The organism is Chania multitudinisentens RB-25, assembly GCF_000520015.2.
Classification (GTDB): Bacteria; Pseudomonadota; Gammaproteobacteria; order Enterobacterales; family Enterobacteriaceae; genus Chania; species Chania multitudinisentens.
The window spans coordinates 4,229,561-4,256,226 of record NZ_CP007044.2; the positions used below are offsets into that span (position 1 = coordinate 4,229,561).

Annotated in this window: 21 protein-coding genes; 6 read left to right on the plus strand and 15 right to left on the minus strand. The window is 50.5% G+C overall.

All coding sequences use genetic code 11. The features are described from left to right. The first annotated feature begins 313 nt into the window (after positions 1–313). The 4 genes from pncB to Z042_RS18770 all read left to right on the plus strand — a co-directional run bounded on the left by pncB (position 314) and on the right by Z042_RS18770 (position 5,953). Positions 314–1,519, plus strand: a complete 1,206-nt coding sequence (gene pncB, locus Z042_RS18755) for a nicotinate phosphoribosyltransferase (RefSeq protein ID WP_024911939.1) — start codon at positions 314–316, stop codon at positions 1,517–1,519. A gap of 212 nt (positions 1,520–1,731) precedes the next feature. Continuing rightward, the gene (gene asnS, locus Z042_RS18760) at positions 1,732–3,132 is read left to right on the plus strand and encodes an asparagine--tRNA ligase (RefSeq protein WP_024911938.1); all 1,401 of its coding nucleotides are present in this window, start codon (positions 1,732–1,734) and stop codon (positions 3,130–3,132) included. A gap of 296 nt (positions 3,133–3,428) precedes the next feature. Continuing rightward, positions 3,429–4,532, plus strand: coding sequence for a porin OmpC (ompC, locus tag Z042_RS18765; protein ID WP_154667058.1), 1,104 nt, complete (start codon positions 3,429–3,431; stop codon positions 4,530–4,532). Positions 4,533–4,762: 230 nt separating this feature from the next. Further along, complete coding sequence (locus Z042_RS18770; protein ID WP_024911936.1) at positions 4,763–5,953, plus strand: amino acid aminotransferase; 1,191 nt, start codon at positions 4,763–4,765, stop codon at positions 5,951–5,953. A gap of 61 nt (positions 5,954–6,014) precedes the next feature. Here the strand turns inward: Z042_RS18770 and Z042_RS18775 are convergent, their stop codons facing one another. The 7 genes from Z042_RS18775 to cmoM form a co-directional block, all read right to left on the minus strand. Next, a complete protein-coding gene (locus tag Z042_RS18775; RefSeq protein ID WP_024911935.1) occupies positions 6,015–6,662 on the minus strand; it encodes an MBL fold metallo-hydrolase in 648 nt (215 codons plus the stop codon). Positions 6,663–6,726: 64 nt separating this feature from the next. After that, positions 6,727–7,275: a peptidoglycan L,D-endopeptidase MepK gene (locus Z042_RS18780; protein WP_024911934.1), complete on the minus strand. Its 549-nt coding sequence runs from the start codon at positions 7,273–7,275 to the stop codon at positions 6,727–6,729. 181 nt (positions 7,276–7,456) lie between these two features. Further along, complete coding sequence (ldtD, locus tag Z042_RS18785; RefSeq protein WP_024911933.1) at positions 7,457–9,301, minus strand: L,D-transpeptidase; 1,845 nt, start codon at positions 9,299–9,301, stop codon at positions 7,457–7,459. Positions 9,302–9,517: 216 nt separating this feature from the next. Then, complete coding sequence (gene mukB / locus Z042_RS18790; RefSeq protein WP_024911932.1) at positions 9,518–13,972, minus strand: chromosome partition protein MukB; 4,455 nt, start codon at positions 13,970–13,972, stop codon at positions 9,518–9,520. Then, positions 13,969–14,697, minus strand: coding sequence for a chromosome partition protein MukE (gene mukE / locus Z042_RS18795; RefSeq protein ID WP_024911931.1), 729 nt, complete (start codon positions 14,695–14,697; stop codon positions 13,969–13,971). The genes mukB and mukE overlap by 4 nt, the downstream gene beginning before the upstream one ends. Then, a complete protein-coding gene (mukF, locus tag Z042_RS18800) occupies positions 14,678–16,000 on the minus strand; it encodes a chromosome partition protein MukF (protein ID WP_024911930.1) in 1,323 nt (440 codons plus the stop codon). Before mukF ends, mukE begins: the two co-directional genes overlap by 20 nt. Next, a complete protein-coding gene (gene cmoM / locus Z042_RS18805) occupies positions 15,997–16,782 on the minus strand; it encodes a tRNA uridine 5-oxyacetic acid(34) methyltransferase CmoM (RefSeq protein ID WP_024911929.1) in 786 nt (261 codons plus the stop codon). Before cmoM ends, mukF begins: the two co-directional genes overlap by 4 nt. A gap of 160 nt (positions 16,783–16,942) precedes the next feature. Between cmoM and elyC the strand changes: the two genes are divergently transcribed. Continuing rightward, positions 16,943–17,716: an envelope biogenesis factor ElyC gene (gene elyC, locus Z042_RS18810; RefSeq protein ID WP_024911928.1), complete on the plus strand. Its 774-nt coding sequence runs from the start codon at positions 16,943–16,945 to the stop codon at positions 17,714–17,716. Positions 17,717–17,749: 33 nt separating this feature from the next. Here the strand turns inward: elyC and Z042_RS18815 are convergent, their stop codons facing one another. The 6 genes from Z042_RS18815 to cspE all read right to left on the minus strand — a co-directional run bounded on the left by Z042_RS18815 (position 17,750) and on the right by cspE (position 21,815). Then, positions 17,750–18,646, minus strand: coding sequence for a YcbJ family phosphotransferase (locus tag Z042_RS18815; RefSeq protein ID WP_024911927.1), 897 nt, complete (start codon positions 18,644–18,646; stop codon positions 17,750–17,752). 140 nt (positions 18,647–18,786) lie between these two features. Beyond that, a complete protein-coding gene (gene kdsB / locus Z042_RS18820; protein WP_024911926.1) occupies positions 18,787–19,536 on the minus strand; it encodes a 3-deoxy-manno-octulosonate cytidylyltransferase in 750 nt (249 codons plus the stop codon). Next, complete coding sequence (locus Z042_RS18825; protein ID WP_004942667.1) at positions 19,533–19,715, minus strand: Trm112 family protein; 183 nt, start codon at positions 19,713–19,715, stop codon at positions 19,533–19,535. Before Z042_RS18825 ends, kdsB begins: the two co-directional genes overlap by 4 nt. A gap of 111 nt (positions 19,716–19,826) precedes the next feature. Next, on the minus strand, positions 19,827–21,053 hold the full coding sequence (locus Z042_RS18830) for a winged helix-turn-helix domain-containing protein (protein WP_024911925.1): 1,227 nt from the start codon (positions 21,051–21,053) through the stop codon (positions 19,827–19,829). A gap of 109 nt (positions 21,054–21,162) precedes the next feature. Next, the gene (locus Z042_RS18835) at positions 21,163–21,384 is read right to left on the minus strand and encodes a cold-shock protein (protein ID WP_024911924.1); all 222 of its coding nucleotides are present in this window, start codon (positions 21,382–21,384) and stop codon (positions 21,163–21,165) included. Positions 21,385–21,605: 221 nt separating this feature from the next. Next, positions 21,606–21,815 (minus strand): transcription antiterminator/RNA stability regulator CspE, encoded by a 210-nt coding sequence (gene cspE / locus Z042_RS18840; protein ID WP_024911923.1) that lies wholly within the window; start codon positions 21,813–21,815, stop codon positions 21,606–21,608. A 512-nt stretch (positions 21,816–22,327) separates the two neighbouring features. Between cspE and hglS the strand changes: the two genes are divergently transcribed. Beyond that, positions 22,328–23,734: a 2-oxoadipate dioxygenase/decarboxylase HglS gene (hglS, locus tag Z042_RS18845; protein WP_024911922.1), complete on the plus strand. Its 1,407-nt coding sequence runs from the start codon at positions 22,328–22,330 to the stop codon at positions 23,732–23,734. A 1-nt stretch (position 23,735) separates the two neighbouring features. Here hglS and lpxK read toward each other — a convergent pair whose 3' ends face one another. Both lpxK and msbA read right to left on the minus strand, forming a co-directional pair. Continuing rightward, positions 23,736–24,713, minus strand: a complete 978-nt coding sequence (lpxK, locus tag Z042_RS18850; RefSeq protein ID WP_024911921.1) for a tetraacyldisaccharide 4'-kinase — start codon at positions 24,711–24,713, stop codon at positions 23,736–23,738. Continuing rightward, positions 24,713–26,461: a lipid A ABC transporter ATP-binding protein/permease MsbA gene (msbA, locus tag Z042_RS18855; RefSeq protein WP_024911920.1), complete on the minus strand. Its 1,749-nt coding sequence runs from the start codon at positions 26,459–26,461 to the stop codon at positions 24,713–24,715. Before msbA ends, lpxK begins: the two co-directional genes overlap by 1 nt. Between the last annotated feature and the right edge of the window lie 205 nt (positions 26,462–26,666).

A 26,666-nucleotide genomic window follows, 5' to 3' on the forward strand; every position in this document is an offset into this window, starting at 1 on the left:
GGGTGAGTGTTTAAAATAATTAACCTTATAATTTTTATGATTAAATAGACTAAGTGACTCAGCCTGTTGGATTATCTGGCTTTTCTCACCAGCCGCCGCACAAGCCTCTTTATAAAGGCACGTTTAACCCTCGACCCGCTCCCACTATTTGTGATGTGATGAGGCTTCAATAACAGGATAATCCGGGTATACTCCCCCCACCTTTTACGATGGTGCCCAAATAGTTGAAGTTGCAGCCAACAACACGGCAATTTCAAGTAAAAAAGGTAGCCCGGGTTTGAACACGCGCCTGACGAGGATGCTGTAACGCGATATGACTCTATACGCTTCCCCGATTTTGACTTCACTACTTGATACTGATGCCTACAAGCTTCATATGCAGCAGGCAGTGTTTCATCGCTATTCCGCAATTACCGTTGCCGCAGAGTTTCGTTGCCGTAGCGAAGAATTGCTGGGTGAGTACGCCGACGAGATCCGTGCTCAGGTTGCCATGATGGGTAAACTGGCACTGACCGAAGACGAATCTCAATACTTGGCTGGCCTGCCATTCTTCCAACAAGACTATCTCAACTGGTTACGTGATTTCCGTTATGACCCACAACAGGTCATGATTGATAACCGAGGCGGCCAGCTGCAAATACGTATCACTGGGCCGTGGCGCGAGGTGATTATGTGGGAAGTGCCCCTGCTTGCCGTGATCAGCGAAGTTGTCCACCGCCACCGTTCAGCGCATGTGACGCCAGAAATCGCCGTGAATCAGTTGCGCACCAAACTGGCACAGTTCAAACATCTGGCTGGTGACCGCGATCTTTCTCGCTTCAAATTGATGGATTTTGGCACCCGCCGCCGTTTCTCCCGTGATGTGCAGCACGCTATCGTCAGCACGCTGAAAAATGAATTCCCTTATCTGGTCGGTACCAGTAATTACGATCTGGCCCGTCAATTGGTGCTGGCCCCTGTCGGTACCCAAGCTCATGAATGGTTCCAGGCACACCAGCAGATCAGCCCGGTGCTTGCCAACAGCCAGCGTGCTGCATTACAAGCCTGGCTGGATGAATATCCGGCTCAGTTAGGTATCGCCCTCACCGACTGTATTACCATGGATGCCTTCCTGCGTGATTTCGGCCCACAGTTTGCTCAACGCTACCAGGGGCTGCGCCATGACTCAGGCGATCCATGCGCATGGGGGGAGAAAGCCATCGCCCATTATCAAAAATTGGGCATCGACCCATTGAGTAAAACACTGGTGTTTTCAGACAATCTGGACCTGGACAAAGCCTTGGCACTTTATTGTCATTTTGATCGGCGCATCAATCTAGCCTTCGGGATCGGCACCCGCCTGACCTGTGATATCCCCAATATCAAACCACTGAATATTGTGATCAAGCTGGTTGAATGCAAGGGCAAACCTGTCGCAAAACTTTCCGATAGCCCAGGTAAAACCATCTGTCAGGATCAAGCGTTTGTGCAAGCTTTGCGCAAGGCTTTCGATTTACCTCGGGTGAAAAAAGCCAGCTGATGAGGCTAGCCGGGTGGATAAATCATTCCGGCTAGGCTTTTCTTCCTTTATATACCCCAACTCAGCCCCCTTTTTACGCAACAGCAAGAAATGTTGCCCTATTCTGGCGATTTCTGCTTGTGCTCTGCAACGCGGCAAGTAACATAGCGATATCCCCATTTTCTTGGGCTGTTAGCTATTCCTGAACCAAAACTTATAAAAGAGAGAAATCTATGAGCGTAGTGCCTGTAGTCGACGTACTGCAAGGCCGTGCTGCGGTTGACAGTGAAGTCACCGTGCGCGGTTGGGTACGTACCCGGAGAGATTCTAAAGCGGGTATCTCCTTCCTCGCCGTTTATGACGGCTCCTGCTTTGATCCGTTACAGGCCGTTGTTAATAATTCTCTGCCGAATTATCAGGATGAGATTCTACACCTGACTACCGGCTGTTCTATCGAGGTCACTGGTAATGTGGTGGCTTCTCCTGGCGAAGGTCAAAGCTTCGAATTGCAAGCCACCGCCATTAAGGTTGTTGGCTGGGTTGATGATCCTGATACTTACCCAATGGCGGCTAAACGTCATAGCATTGAATACCTGCGCGAAGTCGCCCACCTGCGCCCGCGTACCAACCTGATTGGTGCCGTTGCTCGCGTGCGGCATACTCTGGCACAGGCCATTCACCGCTTTTTTCATGAAAATGGATACTTTTGGGTATCAACCCCGTTGATTACCGCCTCCGATACCGAAGGAGCTGGTGAAATGTTCCGTGTATCCACTCTGGATCTGGAAAACCTGCCACGCACCGATAAAGGCGCGGTTGACTTCAGCCAGGATTTTTTTGGCAAAGAAGCTTTCCTGACCGTATCCGGCCAGTTGAACGGCGAAACCTATGCCTGTGCGTTGTCAAAAGTTTATACCTTTGGCCCAACTTTCCGTGCAGAAAACTCCAATACCAGCCGCCATTTAGCTGAGTTCTGGATGATCGAACCTGAAGTGGCCTTCGCTACTTTGGATGACGTTGCTGGGCTGGCTGAGAGTATGCTGAAGTATGTCTTCCAGGCCGTACTGGATGAACGTGCTGACGATATGCAGTTCTTTGCCGAACGCGTAGATAAAGACGCGGTTGAACGCCTGAAACGCTTTGTATCTTCTGATTTCGCCCAGGTGGACTATACCGAAGCGGTTGAAATCCTGATCGCTTCCGGCCAAACCTTTGAGAACCCGGTATCTTGGGGTATTGACCTTTCCTCAGAGCATGAACGCTATCTGGCCGAGAAACACTTCAAAGCTCCTGTGGTAGTGAAAAACTACCCGAAAGATATCAAAGCCTTCTACATGCGCATGAATGAAGATGGCAAAACCGTGGCGGCAATGGACGTTCTGGCACCCGGTATTGGCGAAATCATTGGCGGTTCACAGCGTGAAGAACGCCTTGAGATGCTGGATCAGCGCCTGGAAGAAATGGGGTTAAACAAAGAAGACTACTGGTGGTATCGTGATCTGCGTCGTTATGGCACCGTGCCTCACTCTGGCTTTGGCTTGGGTTTTGAGCGTTTAATCGCCTATGTCACCGGTGTACAAAACGTACGTGATGTGATCCCATTCCCACGAACACCACGCAATGCAAGCTTCTAATTAGTCCGTTCAAACTGAATAATTTCTTCATTATCTCAAGGCCAGCAAAGCTGGCCTTTTGTATTTCTATTGTTGACTTAAGTCAAAAAGTTCCCCGTTTTTTACATTTAGAAACACATATTTTCTTATTGAAACATGATTGTGACATTAGTAGCATTTTCGTTCTAGATTAACCAGCCCGTGAATGGAACACTGCGTTCAGACACAGGACGACACCAAACTATCAACAATAGTTCCAAAAGAATTATTGGCGGCAGTGGCAAGGTGTCCGAATAACACCAATGAGGGTAATAATGATGAAGCGCAACATTCTTGCAGTAGTAATCCCAGCTCTGTTAATGGCTGGCGCAGCAAATGCAGCAGAAATCTACAACAAAGACGGCAACAAGCTGGATCTTTATGGTAAAGCTGCTGGCCTGCACTATTTCTCCAGCAATGATGGCGAAGATGGTGATAAATCCTACGTTCGCCTCGGCTTCAAAGGTGAAACCCAGATCAACAGCGAACTGACCGGTTACGGCCAATGGGAATATAACTTCGCAGCTAACAGAAGCGAAGATCAAGGTGCTGAAGGCAACAAAACCCGTCTGGGCTTTGCTGGTCTGAAGTTCGCTGACTACGGTTCTTTCGATTATGGTCGTAACTACGGCGTGCTGTATGACGTTGAAGGTTGGACCGATATGCTGCCAGAGTTCGGTGCTGATACCTACACCAACACTGATAACTTTATGACTCAGCGTGCTACTGGCGTAGCAACCTACCGTAACAAGAACTTCTTCGGCATGGTTGATGGCTGGGATTTCGCCCTGCAATATCAGGGTAAAAATGATCGTAGTGACCTGACAAAAGCTAACGGCGACGGTGTTGGTGTTTCTACCACTTATGCCATTATGGATACCGGTATCAGCTTAGGTGCAGCCTATAGCTCTTCTAATCGTACTCTTGATCAGAAAGAGTTTACCACTGCTGGCGGTAACGTAGCGGATGCATGGACCTTTGGTGCTAAATACGACGCGAACAACGTTTATTTTGCAGCCATGTATGCAGAAACCCGTAATATGACGCCTTTTGGTAGCAAATTCATTGATACCATCGCTAACAAAACTCAGAACTTTGAAGTAGTTGCCCAGTATCAATTTGATTTCGGCCTGCGCCCTTCTATTTCTTACCTGCAATCTAAAGGCAAGAAACTGGATCAAGATCTGAACCTCGGTTATGAGAACAGCAAAGACCTGGTTAAATATGTTGATATCGGTGCTACTTACAACTTCAACAAAAACATGTCCACCTACGTTGATTATAAAATCAACCTGTTGAACAAAAACGACTCTGATTTCTACAATACTTTCGGTATCAACACCGACAACATCGTAGCGACCGGTCTGGTTTACCAGTTCTAAGTTATTACGCTTAATGGCAGCCTTCTGCCTGATAAGTTAAAAACAGGGCTTCGGCCCTGTTTTTTCATTTCCATCGCCATTTTTATGGCGCCAACGCTGCCATTTTTTGTGCTGAATCAACAACCGCTACAAGATCGAGGTGTTTTTTTCGCAAACGGTTGGCAAAGCCAACAACTGGCGTTAACCTGATACTTCTGTCTGCTTAACTCTAGGCCATGGAAGCATCTGACATGTTTGAAAAAATCACCGCTGCACCTGCCGACCCTATTCTGGGTCTCACCGATATTTTCCGTGCGGACGACCGTCCGAACAAAATCAACTTGGGGATTGGTGTTTACAAAGACGAAACGGGTAAAACACCGGTACTGAGCAGCGTTAAGAAGGCTGAACAATACCTGTTGGAAAATGAAACCACCAAAAACTACCTCGGCATTGAAGGCATCCCCGCATTTGCCAGCTGCACGCAAGAATTGCTCTTCGGTAAACAAAGCCCGATCATTGCCAGCAAGCGTGCGCGTACTGCACAAACTCCAGGGGGAACCGGTGGCCTGCGCGTAGCGGCAGATTTTATTGCCAATCAAACCAGCGCCAAGCGCATCTGGATCAGCAACCCAAGCTGGCCTAACCATAAAAACGTGTTTGGTGCCGTTGGCCTAGAGGTTTTGGAATATGCCTATTACGATGCGGCCAACCATGCGTTGGACTTTAACGGCCTGCTTGATAGCTTGCAACAAGCTGAAGCTGGCGACGTAGTGTTGTTCCACGGCTGTTGCCATAACCCAACGGGCATTGATCCAACCGCAGAACAATGGGCTCAGTTAGCAGAGCTCTCCGCTGCCAAGGGCTGGTTACCGCTGTTTGATTTCGCCTATCAAGGTTTTGCCAAAGGTTTGGAAGAAGATGCCCAAGGTCTGCGTATTTTCGCCGCCCAGCATCAGGAACTGATTGTTGCCAGTTCTTATTCGAAAAACTTCGGTCTTTACAATGAGCGTGTCGGTGCCTGTACCGTCGTCGCCGCCAATGCTGAAACCGCTGACCGCGCATTTAGCCAGGTTAAAGCGGCGATCCGCGCCAACTACTCCAACCCACCGTCACACGGTGCCGCCGTTGTTGCTACCATTTTGAGTAACGAAACGCTGCGTGCCACTTGGGAACAAGAACTGACCGACATGCGCCAACGTATTCACCTTATGCGCCAGTTGTTCGTGAAGACGTTGCGTGAAAAAGGCGCACAGCAGGACTTCAGTTTCATCATCAACCAGAATGGTATGTTCTCTTTCAGCGGGTTGACCAAAGAACAGGTACTGCGCTTGCGCGATGAGTTCGGTGTTTATGCCGTTAACTCTGGTCGTGTTAATGTAGCGGGAATGACCACGGACAATATGGCACCACTGTGTGAAGCCATTGTGGCCGTGTTATAACTGAAACAGTATTGAAAAGGGGCGCAATGCGCCCCTTTTGCCATCAGTAGCAGAGATACCTTTACCAAATAGCCGGTTCTGCGCGCAGGAAGGGGTTAGTTTGGCGTTCTTGGCCAAAAGTGGACATCGGTCCATGCCCTGGAATAAACGCGATATCATCGCCCTGCGGCAATAGTTTGGTGTGAATCGAATTAATCAACACCTGATGATCGCCGCGCGGAAAATCACTTCGCCCAACACCACCGTTAAACAACACATCGCCAACCAATGCCTGTCGAGATTTTTTATCGATAAAAACGATGTGGCCCGGCGTATGGCCAGGGCAGTGCAGAACATCCAGCGATATCTCCCCCACCTGCACCATATCCCCTTCTTCCAACCATTGGGTTGGCGTAAAGGATGCGCACTCTTCCAAGCCAAACATGCGGCTTTGCGCAGGCAAACCATCAAGCCAGAAAGCATCTTCTTTATTCGGCCCCACAATCGGCACCTGATAATACTCAGCCAATTCAGCAGCGGCACCAACGTGATCAAGATGCCCATGAGTCAACAGGATTTGCTTCACCTTCACGCCTTTTTTCGCCACTTGCGCTTTCAATTTTTCCGGTTCGCCGCCGGGATCAACTAAAGCAGCCTGCTGCGTTGCATCACACCAGATCAAAGTACAATTTTGGCTGAACGCCGTTACAGGGATAATATGGTATTTCATAAAACTCCAACAACAACGGCACCATTCCGGACAAGTTGGGGCCATTCACTCATGGTGTACAGTGTTACCAGGTCCGCACCGGGCCGGTATCAATGTGTACAAAGTTACTACGTGGATAATATCCTACGCCACCAGCACGCATTTTTAACGCTGCTTTGCGGACATTACTCAGTTGGATACCTTCAATGTGGAAATCCATGGCCTGCCCTTTGGTATGATAACTCTGTTTAGCCACACCGCGGCGATGTTCGCGCATCTCGTTATTGGTCGTCATGGAACGATAGCCCGAAATCAGCTGTATCGGCTTGGTTGTTCCAAGTAAACCCTGTAGGCGGTAAAGATGATCAAACAAACGGGGATCGATAGTTTTGGTTTTATTGGCACGATAATCACGGAAAAGATGATTCAACCGCACTAACTCTTCTCTGTTGTAACCTTTGCCGTCAAAGAATTCGGCTTTGATAGACTCACCCGTATTCAGGTTATTGAGTAACAGGATACGTGGGCGAGCAGTAGAAAGACTAGCAATGGCCTGCCCAGGGAGCAGAGCTATACCGATGGCCGCACTACCTAACGTTAGCCATTTACGGCGATGATGATCAATTTTGTCCATGACTCTTTTAAACCCGGCAAGAATGTCAAAAAATATGCATAAAACTGCGCACTTCCCGCACCATAACCGCCAGCGTATGCTGAGTCAACCCACCATACGCCCAGGTTTACAAGCGCTCACAAAAAAGAGCGCTTATGGATAGCCAGACATTCAGACCGTTATTTATTTAGAATTACTGCATTTATTGCATCAATTTTCCAGCCTGAGCCAAAATTTGTGCACCCGATCTCACCGTAGCATCATAATTGTAAATATCTGTACGAAACTGCGGTTTGCCGTCATCAGAAACCCAAGCTGTCAGATAATAAAGTTGCACCGGGATATGCTGGCGAATGTTCACATAGGTGGTATTTCCCCCTTTCAGAGTGGAGGAAACACGCGTGTTATTCCAACCCGCATCTTGCAGCAGCATATTGGCTAAATCAGAAGCCTTGTTCACACGCACACAGCCCGAACTCAACGCTCGGATATCTTTCTGGAATAACCCGTGGTTCGGAGTATCGTGCAAGTAGATCGCATCTGAACTTGGCATATTAAATTTGAAACGCCCCAGCGAGTTACTGGCTCCAGGAGCCTGCTGGACGCGGTAGGGGAAATTACGTGGTGAAACCACGTTCCAGTCAATCATTGACGGATCAATCACCTCTGCGTCATTACCCCAACCAGAAAATACCCGATAGCCGTGTTTCTGGAAATAACCTGCGTCATGTCTCGCATGAGGTGCGATATCTTCACGAATCAACTTAGTGGGCACATTCCACGGTGGGTTGACCACCACATTATTAAGCGCACTGCTCATTAATGGCGTTTTGCGGCTTGGGCGGCCAACAATCACCCGTGAAGACAAGACTTCATTACCATTCAGGTAATAGATCAGCGAGTAGTTCGGGATATTGACCATAATCCCGGTATCAACGTGCCCAGGTAAAATACGCAAACGCTGAATATTCAATGCCAGCAAAGACGCTCGCATTTGCGGGGAAACATTCAACCATTCACGCGTCCGGGGCCCAATAACCCCATCGGGCGTTAACCCTTGCCATGTTTGGAAACGTTTGACTCCTTCCACTAAATCTTCGTTATAGTGGTTATCCGTCACTGAGATTGAACCGGCTGAGTGCTGTTCCAATGGCGCTTCGGAAGAAGCTAAATCTTTTATCGGCGCTGCTGCAGGGCTGATTACCGCCCTGGCAGTATCACGGCTTTTTTCTTCATCCACCGACAAATCATCATCAATTACCGGGGCCGTTGCTACCGTATCCGTCACCGCAGGCTCCTGCGAAGGCGGCGTTGCTATCGGTGCCGCGGTTAGCATTCCAGTGCGCGCCAGGATTTCTCGCAACGCTGGAATGTCACCACTGAGTTGACCAGGACGCAAGCTTGAGCCATTAGCTATTTGCGGCCATGAACGCCCATCAGCCAGCAGATCACGCAGTGCCTGATGCATTTTTTCATATTGCGGATGCTGAGGAGCCAGCGAATTGACATACGCCAAAGTATTACCCTGCTGTATCGAAAGCAGCCACTGATTAATCACAGTATTGGCTGGCACCGCCAACTTGTAGGGAATATTGCTGTACAACCAATGGTTACCGTTTGCCCCAATCGACGAAACAAACTGCAAATACCCCAACATCGCATCAGATAGCACGATATCACGCGCCATATCACTGATAGTCGGGTCGGTAAGCCATTTTACCCATTGAGTAAATTGCGGTTGCACACCTGAAATAGCAAGCTCGGCAAGTTGCTGTTGGAATTGCAATACGGCTTCCCGATCCTGCCACAAAGGTTGCATCTGGTTGCTTGCATACAATTGAGCCAAGGTAGGGAGATAATGCGGCACTACATTTTTTGGCAAGGCTTCAAGTAGCGCAGAACGACTCTGTTCTGCGGATATACCGGACGCAGACACCACCGGAAACACCGGCACGGTTGCCCATGCGGATAACGACGTGGCAAAACTACACGCTATTGCGTAACTCAATGCCAGACACCGTATTGAGTTTCCTTTTTTAAGCAACATCCCTTGCCCCCTAGGCTCATAAAAAATACTACCAAGACTACTTATTAGTTTCAGTATACAAACAGAACGGCCCTTTTGCTTTCAGTGCCGCAGGTTCCATGTTTTATTTTAATTAAGCGACCGTAGTCTGGTCGGTAAAAATCAGCTTATCATCTCCTCAGCGCAGAAAAATAGCCACCTGAGGTGGCTGTTTTCAGATTTGTAGGATTCACTTATTCAGCTCTGAGATATCTCTGCCGTCGTTGCCCCCTGCGTTAACGGCTCAGAGGCAAAACCACGCAAGCCTACCACATGTACATGTTCATGATTCTGGAATACTTTACGTACCAGTTTATAGGTAGTGCCTTTTTCTGGGCTGATGTTTTCCGGGGCAGCAATAATCAATTGCATTTCCAGGCGATCGCACAATTCAAACAGTGTCGCAATCGATTTAGCATCCAAACGCGCAGCCTCATCCAGGAACAACAAACGGCAAGGCGAGATATCTTTACCACGCAGACGGCGTGACTCCTCTTCCCAGCTCTGCACGACCATCACCAGAATCGACATCCCGGTGCCAATCGCCTCTCCGGTAGACAACGCACCACTTTCTGCACGCAGCCAACCATCTGAACCACGGTACACTTCCACTTCCAATTCCAGATAGTTACGGTAATCCAGCAACTCTTCACCAATGGTCTGCGGCGTACGCTGGCCCATATCGATCTGCGGGTTCAGGCGTTGATAGAGCTTAGCCAGCGCTTCAGAGAAGGTCAGACGGTTACTGTTAAACAGATCCTGATGTTGTTCCTGCTGCTCAGAGAGCACTGTCAGCAATGTGGCATGCGCTTCCCGCACATTTACGTTCAAACGCACGCTCTTCACCTGCCCGAAAGACACCGCCTGCAACCCCTGGTTGAGCATGCGGATACGGTTCTGTTCCCGCTGAATAGTCTTACGGATGATATTTGCCACACTCTTCGAACTGATGGCCAGCTTCTGCTCACGTGCCGTCAATTCCTCCGTCAAGCGCGCCAGTTCGATTTCCATCTGCTCGATGGCTTCTACCGGATCATCAGTACGGATGATATCCTGGCGAATACGCTCGCGCAGATGTTGATAGACGGCGATATAGAACTGAATTTTACGCTCTGGCCGTTTTGGATCTTCCGACAGACGCAATACATCGCGCAGATGCTCATTATCCGCGACTGCCAAACGCAACGCACCCAGCGCTTTATCCGACATAGAGCGCAGTTCATCGCCATCCATATAGGCCAATTCGCGGCGGTGCAAACGGCGTTCAACACCGTTGTCTTTCACCAGGCGCATCACCGCACACCAGCCCGCTTTAGCGCTCACTACTTGTTCACGCAGTTGATAGTAATCGCGTTCCAGCTTACGCAGCTTTTTCTGCAAACCGTCCATTTCTGCTTCGCAGAAAGTCAGTTGTTTCTCCAACTGATTACGGCGGGTACGGTTACTGCTCAAGGCCGCATGCAGTTCATCACGGCGCTGACGCGCACGCGCTTCTGCATTGGCATCGGCCTGTACACCAATGTCCAGCAGTTCCTGGCTCAGTTCTTTCAGCATGTCGCGCTTGGCATCAAAAGAGCTTTTCAGCGATGCCAGCACTTGGCTGTATTGGGTAAACTGGGTCTGATACTGGCGCAACTGCTCACGAGCACGAGTACGTTCTACCTCTGCCTGTTCCAAACGTTGGCGCAGCTTTTCGTTAAGATCGTTATTGGCATTCTGCATACCGGCAGAATCGGCATAGCTGAAGTGCGCACGGCGCTGTACCACTTCCGTCAACGCAAACGCCTGCTGTTTAGCCTGCCGCTGCGTAGCCTGCGCCTGGGTGTAATTTTGCTGTAGCTGTTCATGTTGTTCCGGGTCGCTTTGCAACACCGCCAGCAACGGCTCCAGCTTGGTCAGCGCCCCTCCATGTTGTTGGATATAGCGGGCTGCATCCTGAGCTTCTTCGCACTCTTCGCGAATTTCTTCAACACGATCCTGCAAGGTATCATCATTCAGCAGTGAAACTAATGGCATCAGGCGGTTCAGCGCTGTAATGCCCTCTTTGGCCTGCTCGTATTGCTGGCGCTGCTGCTGATTCTGCGTTTCGTGGTTATTGAGCGAACGCTCAATCTCCCCACGGCGGCTGTTCATGGTGCGGATTTCCGCCTCAGGATCGGCGTCAAACGCCACTGCCAGATGAGAACCAATAAAGCGGCTGAAAGCCTGATGGGAACGCTGGGTTTTCTGCACGTCAAACGACAGCGTGGCGTAACGTTCTGCCAACGTATCGCGTTCGGCATGCAGCACTTCCAGGCGATTTTCGCGCGCTGCACGGCCAAACAACGGCACTTCCGGGTAGCGCGAATAACGCCATTGGCGATCGGCGATCTTCACCACCACCGCTCTTTCCTGCTCTTCAACGGCAAATACGCTGTCATCGAAGGATTGTGGATCGCCTTCGATCAGGTACAAATCTTCCGGGCAATCCTCCAGCCCTTCCAACATTTCGCGTACCAGCGACAGATCCGGCACCACAATCGCATGGCGTGACGGGCCATACAATGCAGAGAAATACGGCGCATCATCAATGGTCACGTCGTCATAAATCTCTGACAGCAGTACACCACCAAAACGTTCCGCCAGCGTCACCAAGCGCGGATCTTCAGCTCCGCTTGGTTGGCTCAGGCGTTCAATCTGCGCTTCAATTTCACGCTTACACGCAGCCACGTCGTCACGCTCAACCGTGGTTTCACGCTCCAGCTCCAACAATTGCTGCATGTATTCTGTAACTTGCTGGCTGTCTTCAAACGTTTCGCCACTCTGTTCACCAAGCTGGCTCAGCGAATCCTGCGCAGCCAACCAGATTGGCGCACGCACAGTCAATTCTTTGATCCGCTGCTGAAGCTGCTCCAATTCCTGGCGCATTTCCATGCGCCGCTCACCGGCTTCGCTGACGCTTTGTGACAGTGATTCCTGGCGTTCTTCCAGTTCCTGTAGCAAAGCATCAAGTTCATCCGGTTGATATTCCTGCCCGTGACGTTTACAGAACTCTTGCAGCAGGCGCTCAGCATCCTGTTGTGAACGCAAGCGCTGCTCCAGCTCACTCAGCCGCATACGCAACGGTTGTACCCGTTCGGCCTGATGTTGTTGCGCTGGCCAGTCACGCAACAGTTCACGGGCGGTTTGCCAGGCCTCACTGCGGCTCACTTCACCGGCAATTTTCCCGACCAGTTGATAAGCCTGTTCGAACTGGCTATGAGCAGCATCGGCCACGCTCAGTTTCTGTTCCAGCAGCAACAAGGCTTCGGTGGCTTCCTGCTCACGCGCCTGGAAAGTATCCAACCATTCTTCAGCATTCTCAGCGGTCAGTTCTGGCACCTGGCACAACGCACGGGCGCGTTCAAGTGCCTGAAGTGCCTGCTGATACTGAATTGCCCGGGTTTGCTGCACGTCCAAAGCCTGTTGATAATCAGCAAGCTGGCTTTTCAGCTCATCCACTTCCAGCTCAGCGGCTTCGGAACGCGCCTCATTTTCCGCCTGCTGTTCGCCCGCTTCGGCAACCACTCCATTCTGTTCTTCCAGGCGGTAAGTCAGCTCTTCCAGATCGCCTTCATAACGCTCGATCTTTTCCTGCTGACGCATTGCCGTCTGCACCAGATTCAGGTGATCGCTGGCGGCTTGGTAATCGGTTTCCAGATCGGACTCCGCACCGCTTTGCTCAGCCAGTTCACGAGCCATTTCTACATGGCGAAGCTGCTCAGAGGCCAACTGTTTGCGGCTGCTCAGCAAATCACCTCGCAACACCAGCGCGTCATCCAAATGGATACGGCGTTCATTGGCGTGGCGCATATAATCCGCCGCCACGTAGGATGTCGCTTCAGAAATCAAATGCTTGAACAGATCACGATCTGACTGAGTAACGCGGATCGCCTCCAGCGTCATGCGGTTTTCACGCAGCGCCGCTTCCATATCCTGGAATGCTTTGCGCACGCCGCTGTTTTCCGGCAACAGGTAATCACGCAGCGAGCGGGTAATCGCACTGGAGATCCCCCCGTAGAGCGAGGCTTCGATCAGGCGGTAAAACTTGCTGCGGTCGGCCGAAGAACGCAGGCGCTTCGGGATCACACCAAGATCAAACATTAATGAATGGTAATCGGTGATGGAGTTGAACTGCTTGAACTGCACCCCTTCCATCTCTTCAACGCGTTCTTTCAGCTCCTGCAACGAAAGCACACGCGCCTGGCGTTCACCCACCGTTTGAGTCAGCAACTCCGTCGGTTGTACCACCGTCGGCAAACCCTGAATGGTAAAAGGTTTGATATCAACTTTGCGATCGCGCCCTGCAACCTGCTGCAAACGCACCCCCACCAATACACGCTGATGGCGTGAATTCACCACGTCCAACGTGGAATAGCAGACACCGGCGCGCAGCTTACCGTGCAACCCTTTATCACGCGAGCCACTGGTGGCCCCCGCTTCGGTGGTATTACGGAAATGCAGCAAAGTCAGATCGGGGATCAACGCGGTAACAAACGCCGCCATGGTGGTGGATTTACCAGCCCCGTTGCCCCCAGACAGCGTTGTGACCAGTTCATCCAAATCAAAGGTTCGAGCAAAAAAACCATTCCAGTTAACCAGCGTCAGTGAGCGAAATTTACCGCGTTCAATCATTCCTGTTCATCCTCTGCACTGCCGATACCGTTATCTGCCTGCGAATCTTCAGCATCGCTCTCGTCATTCAGTAATAGGCTATTTTCAACCGGCATCGCTTCACCATCACGGATCATCCGCAACTGCGCTTCACGCGGATCATCACCGCTGCGCACATCGGCACCAAAGCGGAACACTGCTTCTGTGATACGGAATTTACTGCTGTCATTGCCCATGAAATACACCATGCCCAGGCGGCGCAAGCGGTTCAGCGATGCCCGCACCTTTTCATGCAGCTTTTGCCGATCAAGATCCGAACCAGTCGAACGCTGGTTAACAAATTTCAGCAATTTGTTTTCATCGGCCAGGCTCAGCAGTTCTTCATACAACTCCTGCTGACTGAAAATGCCTTCGTGCGCCAAGCGCTCCGGGCTGAGATAGAGATAACACAGGATTTTACCCACCATCATATCCAGCTCGGACAGCACCGAACGGGGGATCAAGGTGGTAGAACGCGGGCGCAGGTAGAAAAAACCCTCCGGCGCACGGATCAGTTCAACGCTGTAACGGGTATAGAATGATTCCAGCTCGTCCTGAAAATCCATTAAGAAAGCGTGGTTGTCCAACTCATCAATACCGATGTGGCGCCCCGCACGCAATTGGCTGTCGAGCGCCGGAAACAGCATATTAGACAGCGCTTTGGCCAGCTTGACTGGCATTACTTGTTCAATATTTGTCGATGACATGGGCCTGGACCTTGGCTCCGTAATCATTGATTGCCTGCCATTGTGCCGGCAACCCTGAAAAATCAGCTTCAGCCACACCAAGGCGCACAGCCTGGTCGACCACGATACGGGCAACATCAAAGTGACGTGCGCGCGGATATTGCGCCAGATAATCGCGCATGACCGCCCCTAAATTGAGCGGCATTTTTTGTTCCTGATAAACCTGCAATGCCTGTTCGATCATCGCAGCCAGTTGCTCACGAATTTCGCTGAATTCTTCATATTCCAGATCGGGCGGCAATTCTCCGGTGACTTCCTCACTGCGCAACGCCAGTTCTTCATCGCGCATATCGAACAGACGTTCAGCGTTGGCATACGTCAGCGCCCAAGGGTGCTCAAAATAGTTTTGCACCGACTGCCGCAAACGCTGTGCAAACACGCGGTTTTTATCCATGTCGATGGCGGTACGGATAAATTTGTGCACATGGCGATCATAGCCAATCCACAGATCAATGGCCTGTTGGCCCCAACTGATGATCCGGTCCAGCTTGCTTTGCAGATCAAACACCAGCTTATCGACGAAACCAAGCTCCCCTTCGCCCAACGTGGCATCCTGAATACGTAACAGGTTAGCCTGCAATTTATCGCCCGCGGCTTCCAGCGTATCCTGCAATTCACGCAAGGTTCCCGAGGTTTCTGACAGCAACATCTCACAGCTGGAGATCGCCGCGCGCCAATCCTGGTTCAGCAGTGCGGCAATATCTTCTTTTACGCTCTGCTGCTGTTCATCCATCAGACGCTGCGTCAGATCGATACTGTCGAAGATCTCGGCAACCGAATATTTCAATGGCGCGAAAACGTTACGGTGCCAGTGAAAATCATCACCGCCTTCTTCGGCAGCATCGGCGGCGCGTTTGAGTTCCTCTGCCACGATAGATAACTGCATTGAAAGACGCAGGGTCGAAAACTCACGCTGGCGAATGTAATAATCAGTAATGCCGATGCCCAGCGGGGTTAAGCGATAGATGGCATTGCCATCGGCCAGTTCGCTGGTAAAGCGGTTCAACAAACGCTGGCGCACCATATCGTTGATCGCATTGTTAGCGCGAATGGCGACGGTTTCATGCGTCTGCTCAAAACCTTTACTGACATGGCGGAATGCATCAACCAACTCACCTTCGCTCATCTCTCCATCCAACCGTTCGCTATTTAGCGTGGCGATAGCCAGCAAAAACGCAAGACGCTCCGTAGGGAGCGAAATAGAGAAATCATTTTTTCGTGCCCAGGCAACCAGTTCGGGTACTGTCTGGGAAAACTCACTCATAGTTCGTCCTTCAGGTTGGGTTTATGCGCCATGACGTGAATATAACGCCCCAAACTCACATAGGGCTCTTGCCGGCAATAATGCTGTTCAAGCGCCAATAACTCTTCAAATTTCTGCGTCTGCAACTGCCTGCTTTGCAGATAGTCATGGAAAACCCTCACGCCGGTTTTCCCTGAAATCTGCATTCCTAACTGCTCCAGCCAGGCATAAACCTGTAGCGGCTGGTGCGGATACTGCGGTGACAAAGAACGCTTGCGGCGCCTTCTGACCTCGGGAGCTACCAGTTGGAAATTACCCAACACCACGTTACGCATCAAAAGCCCATTGGCATTAAAAAACATCAGTGATAGCGCACCACCCGGCAGCAAACACTCAAACAACGCCGCCAATGCGGCCTGCGGTTCAGCAATCCATTCCAGAACAGCATGAAACAATATCAGATCGACCGACTGTTCCAAGTACTGCCTGATGTCCTGCGCCGAACTTTGTACAAATTGCATGTTCTGGCTCACACCTTTTTGCTCTGCCAACAGAGCAGCGCGTTGGATCATCTCACCAGAAAGATCGCACAACAACACGTGATGCCCTAATTCTGCCAACTGACAGGCCAGATGCCCCTCGCCACCACCGGCATCCAGAATGCGCAGCGGCCGCTGCGGCAACTGCGCCAACAACGTGTTCAGATCCTGCCAGACTACCGCCTGGCGGATTTTCCCCTTGGTTGTGCCGTAAATATTACGCGCAAATTTCTCCGCAATATCATCAAAATTGCGATCCTGCATGAATAACGGCTCCGCTGATTTTAGCTGGGGCCGAAAGCCAGCACAGCTGCAACTTAAAAGATGAAGGGTATATTTTGGCACAGACTGGCTTAGAATGAATCTTCTTGCAGCATGATTACGCCCGGATGTCGTTTTTTCGCCCAAAAGGACCTGATTTCTGATGTTGTTCAACCTAAAAAAATTCATCGCCAACCTGTTAATGCCGCTACCTGCCCTCCTGCTATTAATGGGGCTCGCACTGCTGCTGTTATGGTTTACCCGCTGGCAAAAAAGTGGCAAGGCATTGTTGAGCCTGAGCTGGCTGTTGTTACTGCTTTTCAGCCTGCAACCCGTAGCAGACCGTTTGTTACAACCGCTTGAGGCAAAATATACCACTTATCCTGGTGGCGCTCGGGTTGATTACATCGTGGTCTTGGGCGGCAGTTACACCTTCAATCCCAATTGGGCCCCCAGTTCAAATCTGATTGGTAATAGCCTGCCCCGGGTAACCGAAGGAGTCAGACTCTACCTCTCACAGCCGGGTAGCAAAATGGTGTTTACCGGTGCTCGCGGAGCCAATACCTTGAGCAATGCCGCGACTGCCGCGCGAGTCGCAGAGAGCCTGGGAGTACCACGCAGCGATATAGTGATTCTGGAACGCCCATTGGATACAGAGCAGGAGGCTGCCCAAGTCGCCAAACTGGTCGGGCAGAAACCGTTCATTCTGGTCACTTCAGCCAACCATCTGCCACGTGCGATGCGCTTTTTCGAAGCCCAGGGGTTACAACCGATCCCGGCACCGGCTAACCAATTGGCGATCAGTTCACCGTTGTCGATTTGGGACCGAGTCATGCCATCCGCAATGTTCCTTGGCCACACTGAACGCGCGGTGTATGAAACGCTTGGCCGCCTGTGGCAGAAAATGAAAAGCGGCAACGAGATAACGCCGGATTAGTCGTTATCTCCACTCAGTGCGCTTCTTACTGCTTTAGGTGGCAAGCCAGGGCAATAACTGTTTCGAAGCATGATCGAACAGCATTCGATCCAGCTTGCCGGTATGAGTCATTCTGGCTACCGCTTCCCACACCACATACAACCAACGGCGCACCAGGAATGATTCTGCTACTGGTGCACGTTGCAAATAGCGGAACAACAGCTGATCCGGCATACCCGCTTCGCACAACCGGAACAGCTCATACTCCCGCGGAGCCCACAGCATCATGCCTGGGTTAAGCATCGCCAGCAGTTGATCGGTTTTGGCATCTTTCAGCATGCTGCGCAACGAAAGATTGCCATGCACCAGCACACAAGGATCGTCAAAACCGCTAAAGAAACTGGGAAGCGCTTCTCGAGTCCGATAAAGCAGACGGCGATCCGCCATACTCAACAACGGTGAATTAAGGTTACTCAGAGTTGACCAAAGTACTTCAACACGCTGCTGATACCAGCAGAACCAGTTGTTTTCCTGCGTACTATCCACCGTCCCAACGCAGCCGTGGCTATCAATACGATGCCAAGCCAACACACCATCAATAATCTGGTCCATCAGCATATTCCAGCGGTCGGGTGTACGCGTTGGAGCCTCCACCGAAACACCACGCAGGCGTTCGATCAGTAAGATTTCTTTATAGAAAGACCGGTAGGTATATACCCGCCCATAAACCGTCGGTAGACGAATATCCCCTTCACGTGCCAGCATGGAAAGCTTATAAGCCTCCTGCTGCGCGATCCCCTCACAAACAAAGCTTTTCGCCATCAGCGGAATCACATGATTCTGCTGGTCATACAATGAATACAGATGAGCATAAGGTTGCTCACTAATACGTTCCAAGCGGCTGATGGATTCACCCAGCACAATACTCAATTCGGCACGCAACTGCTCCATTGGGCAAAACCCTCCAGATTAAGGAAAAGGCACCTTCCATCATTGAACGGTGCACAGCGAAATTCTCCAACGCAGATCAATAAAATAGTGATAAACAAACCAGCAATGAAACGGCCAGAGTGATCTGGCCGACAAAATAATCAGTTTTTAATGCTGTCCCGCACACGCTGCAAATCTTCTGGTGTATCAACGCCCACGCTCGGCACGGCCCTCGCCACTGCAACGTGAATTTTCTCGCCGTACCACAGCACGCGCAACTGCTCCAGCAGTTCGATCTGCTCAAGCTGGCTTGGTTGCCAGCTAACGTAACGGCGCACAAATCCAGCACGATAGGCATAAATCCCGATATGGCGCAGCAGGCTATCACCAATGCTGGCTTGCGATTTGGCAAAACGCTCGCGATCCCAAGGGATAGTGGCACGCGAGAAATAGAGCGCATAACCCTGCGCGTCCATCACCACTTTAACCGCATTCGGGTTAAACGCTTCTTCCGCGCTTTCAATGGGCACGGCCAACGTTGCCATCCCGGCCTGGCAGGAGGCCAGGTTTTCGGCCACCTGGCGGATGATAACCGGCGGAATCAACGGTTCATCCCCCTGCACGTTAACGATGATTTCATCATCGGTAAAACCGCATTTCTCGATGACTTCCGCCAAACGCTCAGTACCAGAATGGTGATCCGGGCTGGTCATGCAAACCTCACCCCCGGCAGCCTGCACCACTTTTGCAACGTCGGGGTGATCGGTAGCAACAATCACGCGGGAAGCCCCGGACTCACGGGCCCGCTCCATGACGTGTATCACCATCGGTTTACCGTGGATATCGGCGAGAGGTTTACCCGGCAATCGGGTGGATGCGTAACGAGCAGGAATAATAGCGATAAAACTCATGCGTGTTTCTCATCCAGTGATAATGAACGCGCTTCGTTTTCCAGTAAAACCGGAATGCCATCGCGCAGTGGGTAGGCCAAGCCGTCCACTTTACAGACCAGTTCCTGATTTTCTTTATTGAAATAGAGCTTACCGTTGCAGACCGGGCAGGCAACGATTTCAAGTAAACGGTGATCCATGCTTCCTCCAAGGAAGAGATAAGTACCTGAGGATAGCATAATGCGATAAAGCTGGTTAATCATCGCCTGATTAATTCGGGCGAACACTCTAACCAGCAATATTAAAATGCGTTATTCCACACGCCACCCAGCCGCCCACTCTACCGCCAACGGAGCCGGTATATTCCCCAGCGTTACCTGCTGTGCGCCATGCCATTTCGCCAAGCGGGTGATGGCTTGCCGGATATCCTGACAGCGCTGCTTATTCAACCCGACCTTCGCTTCCAGATGAAAACTGAGCATCTCAAACACACCCTGTTTGCGGTGCATTTTCGCATCGACTCGGCCAATCAGTTCACCCCGTTGCAATACCGGCAATGTGAAATAACCATACTGACGTTTTTCCTTCGGCGTATAACATTCCAGCCGGTAGTCAAAATTGAACAGTTCCAGCGCACGGCGGCGATCCCATACCACAGGGTCAAAGGGAGAAAGCAAACAGGTTACGCTGGATTTCAATTTATCTTGTTCAGCTAAGGCCAGCTCCGTTGCTAATGACTGGTGGACATAAAACGCCCCTTCCAGCCCATCGATTCTCACCGGCAGAATCTCCCCCTGCTCCAGCAGCGTTTCTAACAGCTTTTTGGGAGCTACACGCTTCAGGCGGTAGTAATCCGCCAGCCATTCTGCCTTGAAAATCCCCAAATGACGGCAACTGCGGCATAGCATGTCCTGTTGCGCCTTATCCTGTGGCAAGGCATGAATACTGTCATCCCATTCAGGCAGTAGCCGTTGGGTAAGATCATAAACACGATGGAAATTACGGCGTTCAGCCACCATCAGCTTACCGGTGGTGAACAGGATTTCCAGATGGCGTTTTTCTGGCTTCCAATCCCACCAGCCATTAGCCCCTTTCTTTTCCGCAGTAAAATCTGCCGAACGCACGGGGCCATGAGCTTCAATGTGCTGCAACAGCTCATCAATGGCGGCCTGATGTTGCTGCACCCAGGCTTGGGAATATTTCCACCCCAGCCTTTGCGGTTGCAACATGCGGTGACGTAACAATCCAAAATCATCAATAGGTAGAAAACAGGCCTCATGCGCCCAGTATTCAAACAGTTTACGCGCCGCTAGCGCCTGTTCCAGCCACTCTGGCGGATAATCCCCCAAACGGTTGAACAGAACCAGGTAAGGGCTACGCGCCACCACGCTGATAGTATCGATTTGCAACAATCCCATACGTTTGATCGCAGCAACGACATCATCGGGTTGCGCTTTGCGTTTAACGGGGGACAGTAATCCTTGAGCGGCAAGATGAAGCGCACGGGCGGAGGAAAGAGAAATAACCGGGATTGACATGTTGATATCCAAGGTGATTAAACAATCGCCTGATAATAAAGGATATCAGAAAAATTTTCTTCGCCAGTGCGTGGGGTGGCGGCACCGGCACTGGCGAGAAAGAGGTAGCTTAGAACGCGATCACGTCCGCCGCTGACAGCCCGTGAGAGCTGCGATAGATCGAGAACTCAACGTCCTGACCTTCATTTAACGATTTGTTTTTGGTATTGGCGATAGCACGGCGGCTAACATAAATTTCGTCACTACCATCAATCGGAGAAATAAAACCATAGCCTTCGCTCTGATTAAACCATTTCACACGACCCATTTTTAATACAGTATTTTTAAACATAATTTAATTCCTTTCACTTGAGCGCCCTTAACAACGTTATTTTTATAATTGTATGGACGCTACCAGCTCAATCTAAAGTTTCTCGTAACAAACCTCTTGTGAGCAAAAAATAAAAACCCGCACTTTGGCGGGCTGGTTAAACTTAATATCTTCCGCAATAAATCAGCACAAATGCGTCATTATGGTTGTATTAAGTTCTCTATACGCGATTCTCTGTTAACTTACAGAGTCACAACGTTGGCGGCAGCCGGCCCGCGCGGGCTGTCCTGAATGGTGTACTCAACACGCTGGCCTTCTGCCAGAGTCTTGAAACCTTCGGTCATGATTGCGGAAAAGTGTACAAATACATCTTTACCACCGTCTTGCTGTTCAATGAAACCAAAACCTTTGCTTTCGTTAAACCACTTAACCTGACCCATTTTCTTAGACATTACATTTACCTTTTAAATATTTTTACACAACCTGCCATCAGGCAATTTGGCCGTTTTCAGAATCATTACTTATGGGAAGTACTTAGAAGGTTCGTCTTTGAAGCGGAATCAGATGATAACGTTTTGGGAGGAACTGCTTAACTCTACACTTGAACATAAATAGGTCTGCATCACAGGCCGGGGCGTATTTACTCATAAAAATCTCACCAACACAAGGGTTTTATCACAATACTTCTTCCAACGTGGGATATATTATTCCTATCTCTATGATAATCGATAGGTTAATCGCCGCCGCTCATCTTACCAAAAGGCTTTTGCTCATCTTCTCTTTCCGATATTCATCTTCAATAGAACTAAATGAGAGCTAACGCATAAAACACTAATATCGTTAGTCAATTTATGACAGTTCCCAATCGGAGTGACTAAACTTCAGATAAAAACAAGATGAGTGATTTTCCGGCTGGCACGGAATCACGCTCATCAGGCTTTAATTAATCAAAGGAGCTATGCGCATGGCTGCTCAGCAGTTCATTTCACCGAATGAGATTCGTGCCAGATTTTCTCAGGCAATGTCAGCTATGTATCAAAAAGAAGTACCGTTATATGGTGCATTAGTTGAACTGGTAGCAAAAACTAATCGTCAGGTTCTGAGTGAAAACGCGGCGCTGGCCCACCAGTTGCAAATTACCGGGGAGATTAACCGGCTAACCATGGAGCGCCACGGCGCTATCCGAGTTGGTACAGCAGAAGAACTGCATACGTTACGGCGCCTGTTTAGCGTGATGGGGATGTCTCCCGTTGGTTACTATGATCTGGCCGTCGCCGGTGTACCTGTTCATTCCACGGCGTTTCGCGCCATTCATGAAACCGCGCTACAGACCAGCCCATTCCGGGTGTTTACTTCCCTGCTACGGCTCGAACTGATTGAAAATGGCCCCTTGCGTGAGATGGCGCAGCATCTGTTAGCTCAACGGCGTATCTTTACTGAGCGCGCACTGGAGTTGATTACGCTGCATGAGGCTCAGGGTGGCCTGGATGAACAGCAGGCACAGGAATTCATTACACAAGCACTCGAAACCTTCCGCTGGCACAAAAAAGCCACGGTGAGTAGCACCGAATATCAACAGTTGCACGACCAGCACCGGCTGATCGCTGACGTCGTCGCTTTCAAAGGCCCGCATATTAACCATTTAACTCCAAGAACATTGGATATCGACCAAGTGCAATTGGCTATGCCAAAACAGGGGATTACGCCTAAAGCGGTGATTGAAGGCCCTCCTCCGCGCCATTGTCCGATTCTGCTGCGCCAAACCAGCTTCAAAGCGTTGGAAGAAGATGTTGCCTTTATCGAACCTGATGGTCATGAAATGGCCGGGCAGCATACCGCCCGTTTCGGTGAAATTGAGCAACGCGGTATTGCTTTAACCGTCAAAGGGCGCGCTCTTTATGATCGTCTTTTGCAGGCTGCCCAAGATGCCTTGCAAGCCCCGGCAACTGAAAAAAACGCCGCGCAGTATAATCAATTACTCGCTGAACATTTTCAGGCGTTTCCAGATGATTACGCCACATTGCGCGAACAGCAACTGGCCTGGTTCCGTTATTTTCCGACAGAATGCGGCCTGGCGGCTAAAGAAACGCTGGATAAACACGGTTCCTTAGAACAGCTTATCGCGCTTGATTACGTCCGTTTCCAACCCTTAGTGTATGAGGATTTTCTGCCCGTCAGCGCCGCAGGGATTTTTCAGTCCAATCTCGGGGACAGCCGCCAGGCGCAATATGGCACCGCCTCAAGCCGTGCGGCATTTGAACAGGCATTAGGGGCAGGGATCATTGATGAGATGGGGTTATATCAACAGACACAGCAGCGTTCGTTGCAGGCTTGCGTGCAAGCGTTGGGGTTACATGCACTAGAAGCCTGATTTATTTGAGCAGTTTCTCGATATCTTGCAACAAACGTTCAGCCTGATCGGCAGGAAGTACCGCATCAACCGGTAAATACCACCAATCAGGCTGGGCGAAGGCACGGCATTTCACCGCGTCTTTTTCTGTCATCAGCAGTGACTGGCCCGCTTTCGTCAGCGCCGCTAACTGTGCATGCATGTAATCTTGATGATCGGCGAACGGGATTTCGCTTTCAACCGCAACGCCCAGCCTCTCCAGCGTCGCGAAGAAGCGTGGCGGATGACCAATGCCGGCCATTGCTACCACCTGAGGCAGTGCAACTGCCGGGCAGCGTTCACCATTGGCCACATTTACCGCATCACGCGCCTGGAGTTTCATGGCAATTTCGCCCGGTTGCGCAACGCCACCATTAGCGACGCAGGCATCCACCGTTTTCAGACGTGTAACACGCTCTCGCATCGGGCCGGCGGGTAACCACCAACCATTACCAAATCGGCGTACACCATCAATCACCACCAGTTCAAAGTCACGCTGCAACGCATAATGTTGGAGACCATCGTCGGTAATCACCACATCCAGATCGCTCTGTTGCAGCAAGGCTTTAACCGCTTCAACACGTTTGGGGGCTATCGCCACTGGCGCGCCGGTACGCTGATAGATCAGCACCGGTTCATCACCGGCCTGCTGCGCCGTGGTTTGGGCATTCAGTACCAAAGGATATACGGCAGACTTGCCGCCGTAGCCTCTGGAAACCACACCCACGCGATAACCTCGTTGCTGGAGATGTTCGACCAGCCAGATCACCATCGGGGTTTTGCCGTTGCCGCCTGCCGTTAAATTCCCCACGATCACAATCGGTACAGGCGCGCGCCAACTTTTACGCAAACCAACACGATAGCTGAACCGAATGAAAGCACTGATCAAACCGTACAGCCAGGAAAACGGCAGCAGCAACAGATAAACCAGAGAGCTGCCGGACCAGATACGCTCTATCATTACTGACCAAACTGCATGCGGTGGAGTTGTGCGTAAACACCCTGCTGTTCAATCAATACAGCATGTTGCCCACGTTCGATAATGCGGCCATCCTCAACCACCAGAATTTCATCAGCTTTCTCAATCGTAGACAGGCGATGGGCAATCACCAGTGAGGTACGGTTTTTCTGTAGTTCATCCAGCGCCGCCTGGATAACACGTTCAGATTCAGTGTCCAATGCCGATGTCGCTTCATCAAGGATCAGAATCGGGCAATCGCGCAGCAATGCTCGGGCAATAGCAATACGCTGACGCTGCCCTCCTGAAAGCATCAACCCATTTTCACCAATAACCGTATCAAGACCCTGTTCCATCTTGTCGATAAAGTCCATGGCATGCGCCATACGTGCCGCTTTCTCTATCTCTTCACGGCTATAGCGCTGTTCACGGGCATAGGCAATGTTATTCGCAATCGTGTCATTAAACAGATGGACGTTCTGCGATACCAACGCGACCTGATCACGTAATGAAGCCAAGGTATATTCACGCAAATCATGGCCATCCATCAGGATTTCACCTTGCTGAACGTCATAGAAGCGCGTCAGCAGATTGGCAATGGTTGACTTGCCGGAACCAGAGCGCCCAACCAAGGCTATCGTTTTACCTGCTGCAATACTCAGGTTGATATCTCTCAGCGCTGGCATTTCCCGCCCTGAATAAGAGAAAGTGACATTGCGGAATTCGATATCGCCTTTGGCACGCTCCACCTGACGAGTTCCCGTATCTTTCTCCTGTTCCATATCCAGAATTGAGAATAAGGTCTGACACGCTGCCATACCACGCTGAAACTGAGCATTAACGTTAGTCAATGATTTCAACGGGCGCATTAAGGCAATCATGGAGGAGAACACCACGGTAATTTTCCCTGCCGTCAGTGTCTCCATCACGCTAGGGAAACTGGCAGCAAACAGGACAAATGCCAAAGCCAACGAAGCGATCAATTGAATGATCGGGTCAGAAATGGAAGAAGCAGAAACCAGCTTCATCCCTTGCTGGCGCATGCGATTACTGACCGAGTTGAAATGCTCAGTTTCCACCTGCTGACCACCGAAGATCAGTACTTCTTTGTGCCCTTTCAGCATCTGTTCGGCACTGGTGGTCACCTGCCCCATGGTGTTTTGCATATTCTTGCTGATGTTACGGAAGCGTTTGGACACCAGGCGGATAGCAAAAGACACGATTGGTGCCAACACGATCAGAATGACCGAAAGCTGCCAACTGTAATAAAACATCATGATAAACAAGCCAACGATCAACGCCCCTTCTCGCACCACCGTCACTAGCGCGCTGGAGGAGGACGAAGCCACCTGCTCCGAATCATAGGTGATACGCGACAACAAGGTCCCGGTTGATTGTTGGTCAAAAAAGGCCACCGGCATTCTCATCATATGGCCGAACAAACGGCGACGCATATGCATTACCACCATGCCAGACACCCAGGAAATACAATAGCTGGAGATAAAGCTGGTCACGCCACGCATCAACATCAAACCAATAATGACCAGAGGCATCCAAACCAAAACACGGTTGTCTGCTTTACCGAACCCATCATCTAAAAGTGGCTTGAGCAGGGATAGCATTAACGTATCCCCCGCAGCGTTTAAAACTAACGCAATAGCGGCCACAATAAGCCCGGCCTTAAAAGGAGAGATCATCGGCCGGAGGCGACGAAATGTCTGCCAAGTGGTGAGATCTTTATCATTCATCATGCAAATACCAGCATTTGGAAGAAATAGCGGCCCATTCTACTCATTATCCCTCTCTACGCCAAACTACTGATGGTCTCAGTGAGGCATTAATTGTTCACCGAGTTTACCTCTTTGATTTGTTGGGTATTTAAGGTCGTTTAAAAAACAAATGTTGACCGACACTATTTCAACTGGCTGATTTGGCATCAGCCCAAAAGTAACGGAA

Excerpts from the sequence above, each read along its gene's own strand:
- elyC (WP_024911928.1), top strand. The coding sequence starts at position 16,943 with ATGTTGTTCAACCTAAAAAAATTCATCGCCAACCTGTTAATGCCGCTA.
- ldtD (WP_024911933.1), bottom strand. The coding sequence starts at position 9,301 with ATGTTGCTTAAAAAAGGAAACTCAATACGGTGTCTGGCATTGAGTTAC.
- pncB (WP_024911939.1), top strand. The coding sequence starts at position 314 with ATGACTCTATACGCTTCCCCGATTTTGACTTCACTACTTGATACTGAT.
- Z042_RS18770 (WP_024911936.1), top strand. The coding sequence starts at position 4,763 with ATGTTTGAAAAAATCACCGCTGCACCTGCCGACCCTATTCTGGGTCTC.
- Z042_RS18775 (WP_024911935.1), bottom strand. The coding sequence starts at position 6,662 with ATGAAATACCATATTATCCCTGTAACGGCGTTCAGCCAAAATTGTACT.
- hglS (WP_024911922.1), top strand. The coding sequence starts at position 22,328 with ATGGCTGCTCAGCAGTTCATTTCACCGAATGAGATTCGTGCCAGATTT.
- Z042_RS18835 (WP_024911924.1), bottom strand. The coding sequence starts at position 21,384 with ATGTTTAAAAATACTGTATTAAAAATGGGTCGTGTGAAATGGTTTAAT.
- msbA (WP_024911920.1), bottom strand. The coding sequence starts at position 26,461 with ATGATGAATGATAAAGATCTCACCACTTGGCAGACATTTCGTCGCCTC.
- Z042_RS18830 (WP_024911925.1), bottom strand. The coding sequence starts at position 21,053 with ATGTCAATCCCGGTTATTTCTCTTTCCTCCGCCCGTGCGCTTCATCTT.
- cmoM (WP_024911929.1), bottom strand. The coding sequence starts at position 16,782 with ATGCAGGATCGCAATTTTGATGATATTGCGGAGAAATTTGCGCGTAAT.
- mukE (WP_024911931.1), bottom strand. The coding sequence starts at position 14,697 with ATGTCATCGACAAATATTGAACAAGTAATGCCAGTCAAGCTGGCCAAA.
- mukF (WP_024911930.1), bottom strand. The coding sequence starts at position 16,000 with ATGAGTGAGTTTTCCCAGACAGTACCCGAACTGGTTGCCTGGGCACGA.
- cspE (WP_024911923.1), bottom strand. The coding sequence starts at position 21,815 with ATGTCTAAGAAAATGGGTCAGGTTAAGTGGTTTAACGAAAGCAAAGGT.
- ompC (WP_154667058.1), top strand. The coding sequence starts at position 3,429 with ATGAAGCGCAACATTCTTGCAGTAGTAATCCCAGCTCTGTTAATGGCT.
- Z042_RS18825 (WP_004942667.1), bottom strand. The coding sequence starts at position 19,715 with ATGGATCACCGTTTACTTGAAATCGTTGCCTGCCCGGTCTGCAACGGT.
- asnS (WP_024911938.1), top strand. The coding sequence starts at position 1,732 with ATGAGCGTAGTGCCTGTAGTCGACGTACTGCAAGGCCGTGCTGCGGTT.
- Z042_RS18815 (WP_024911927.1), bottom strand. The coding sequence starts at position 18,646 with ATGGAGCAGTTGCGTGCCGAATTGAGTATTGTGCTGGGTGAATCCATC.
- mukB (WP_024911932.1), bottom strand. The coding sequence starts at position 13,972 with ATGATTGAACGCGGTAAATTTCGCTCACTGACGCTGGTTAACTGGAAT.
- kdsB (WP_024911926.1), bottom strand. The coding sequence starts at position 19,536 with ATGAGTTTTATCGCTATTATTCCTGCTCGTTACGCATCCACCCGATTG.
- Z042_RS18780 (WP_024911934.1), bottom strand. The coding sequence starts at position 7,275 with ATGGACAAAATTGATCATCATCGCCGTAAATGGCTAACGTTAGGTAGT.
- lpxK (WP_024911921.1), bottom strand. The coding sequence starts at position 24,713 with ATGATAGAGCGTATCTGGTCCGGCAGCTCTCTGGTTTATCTGTTGCTG.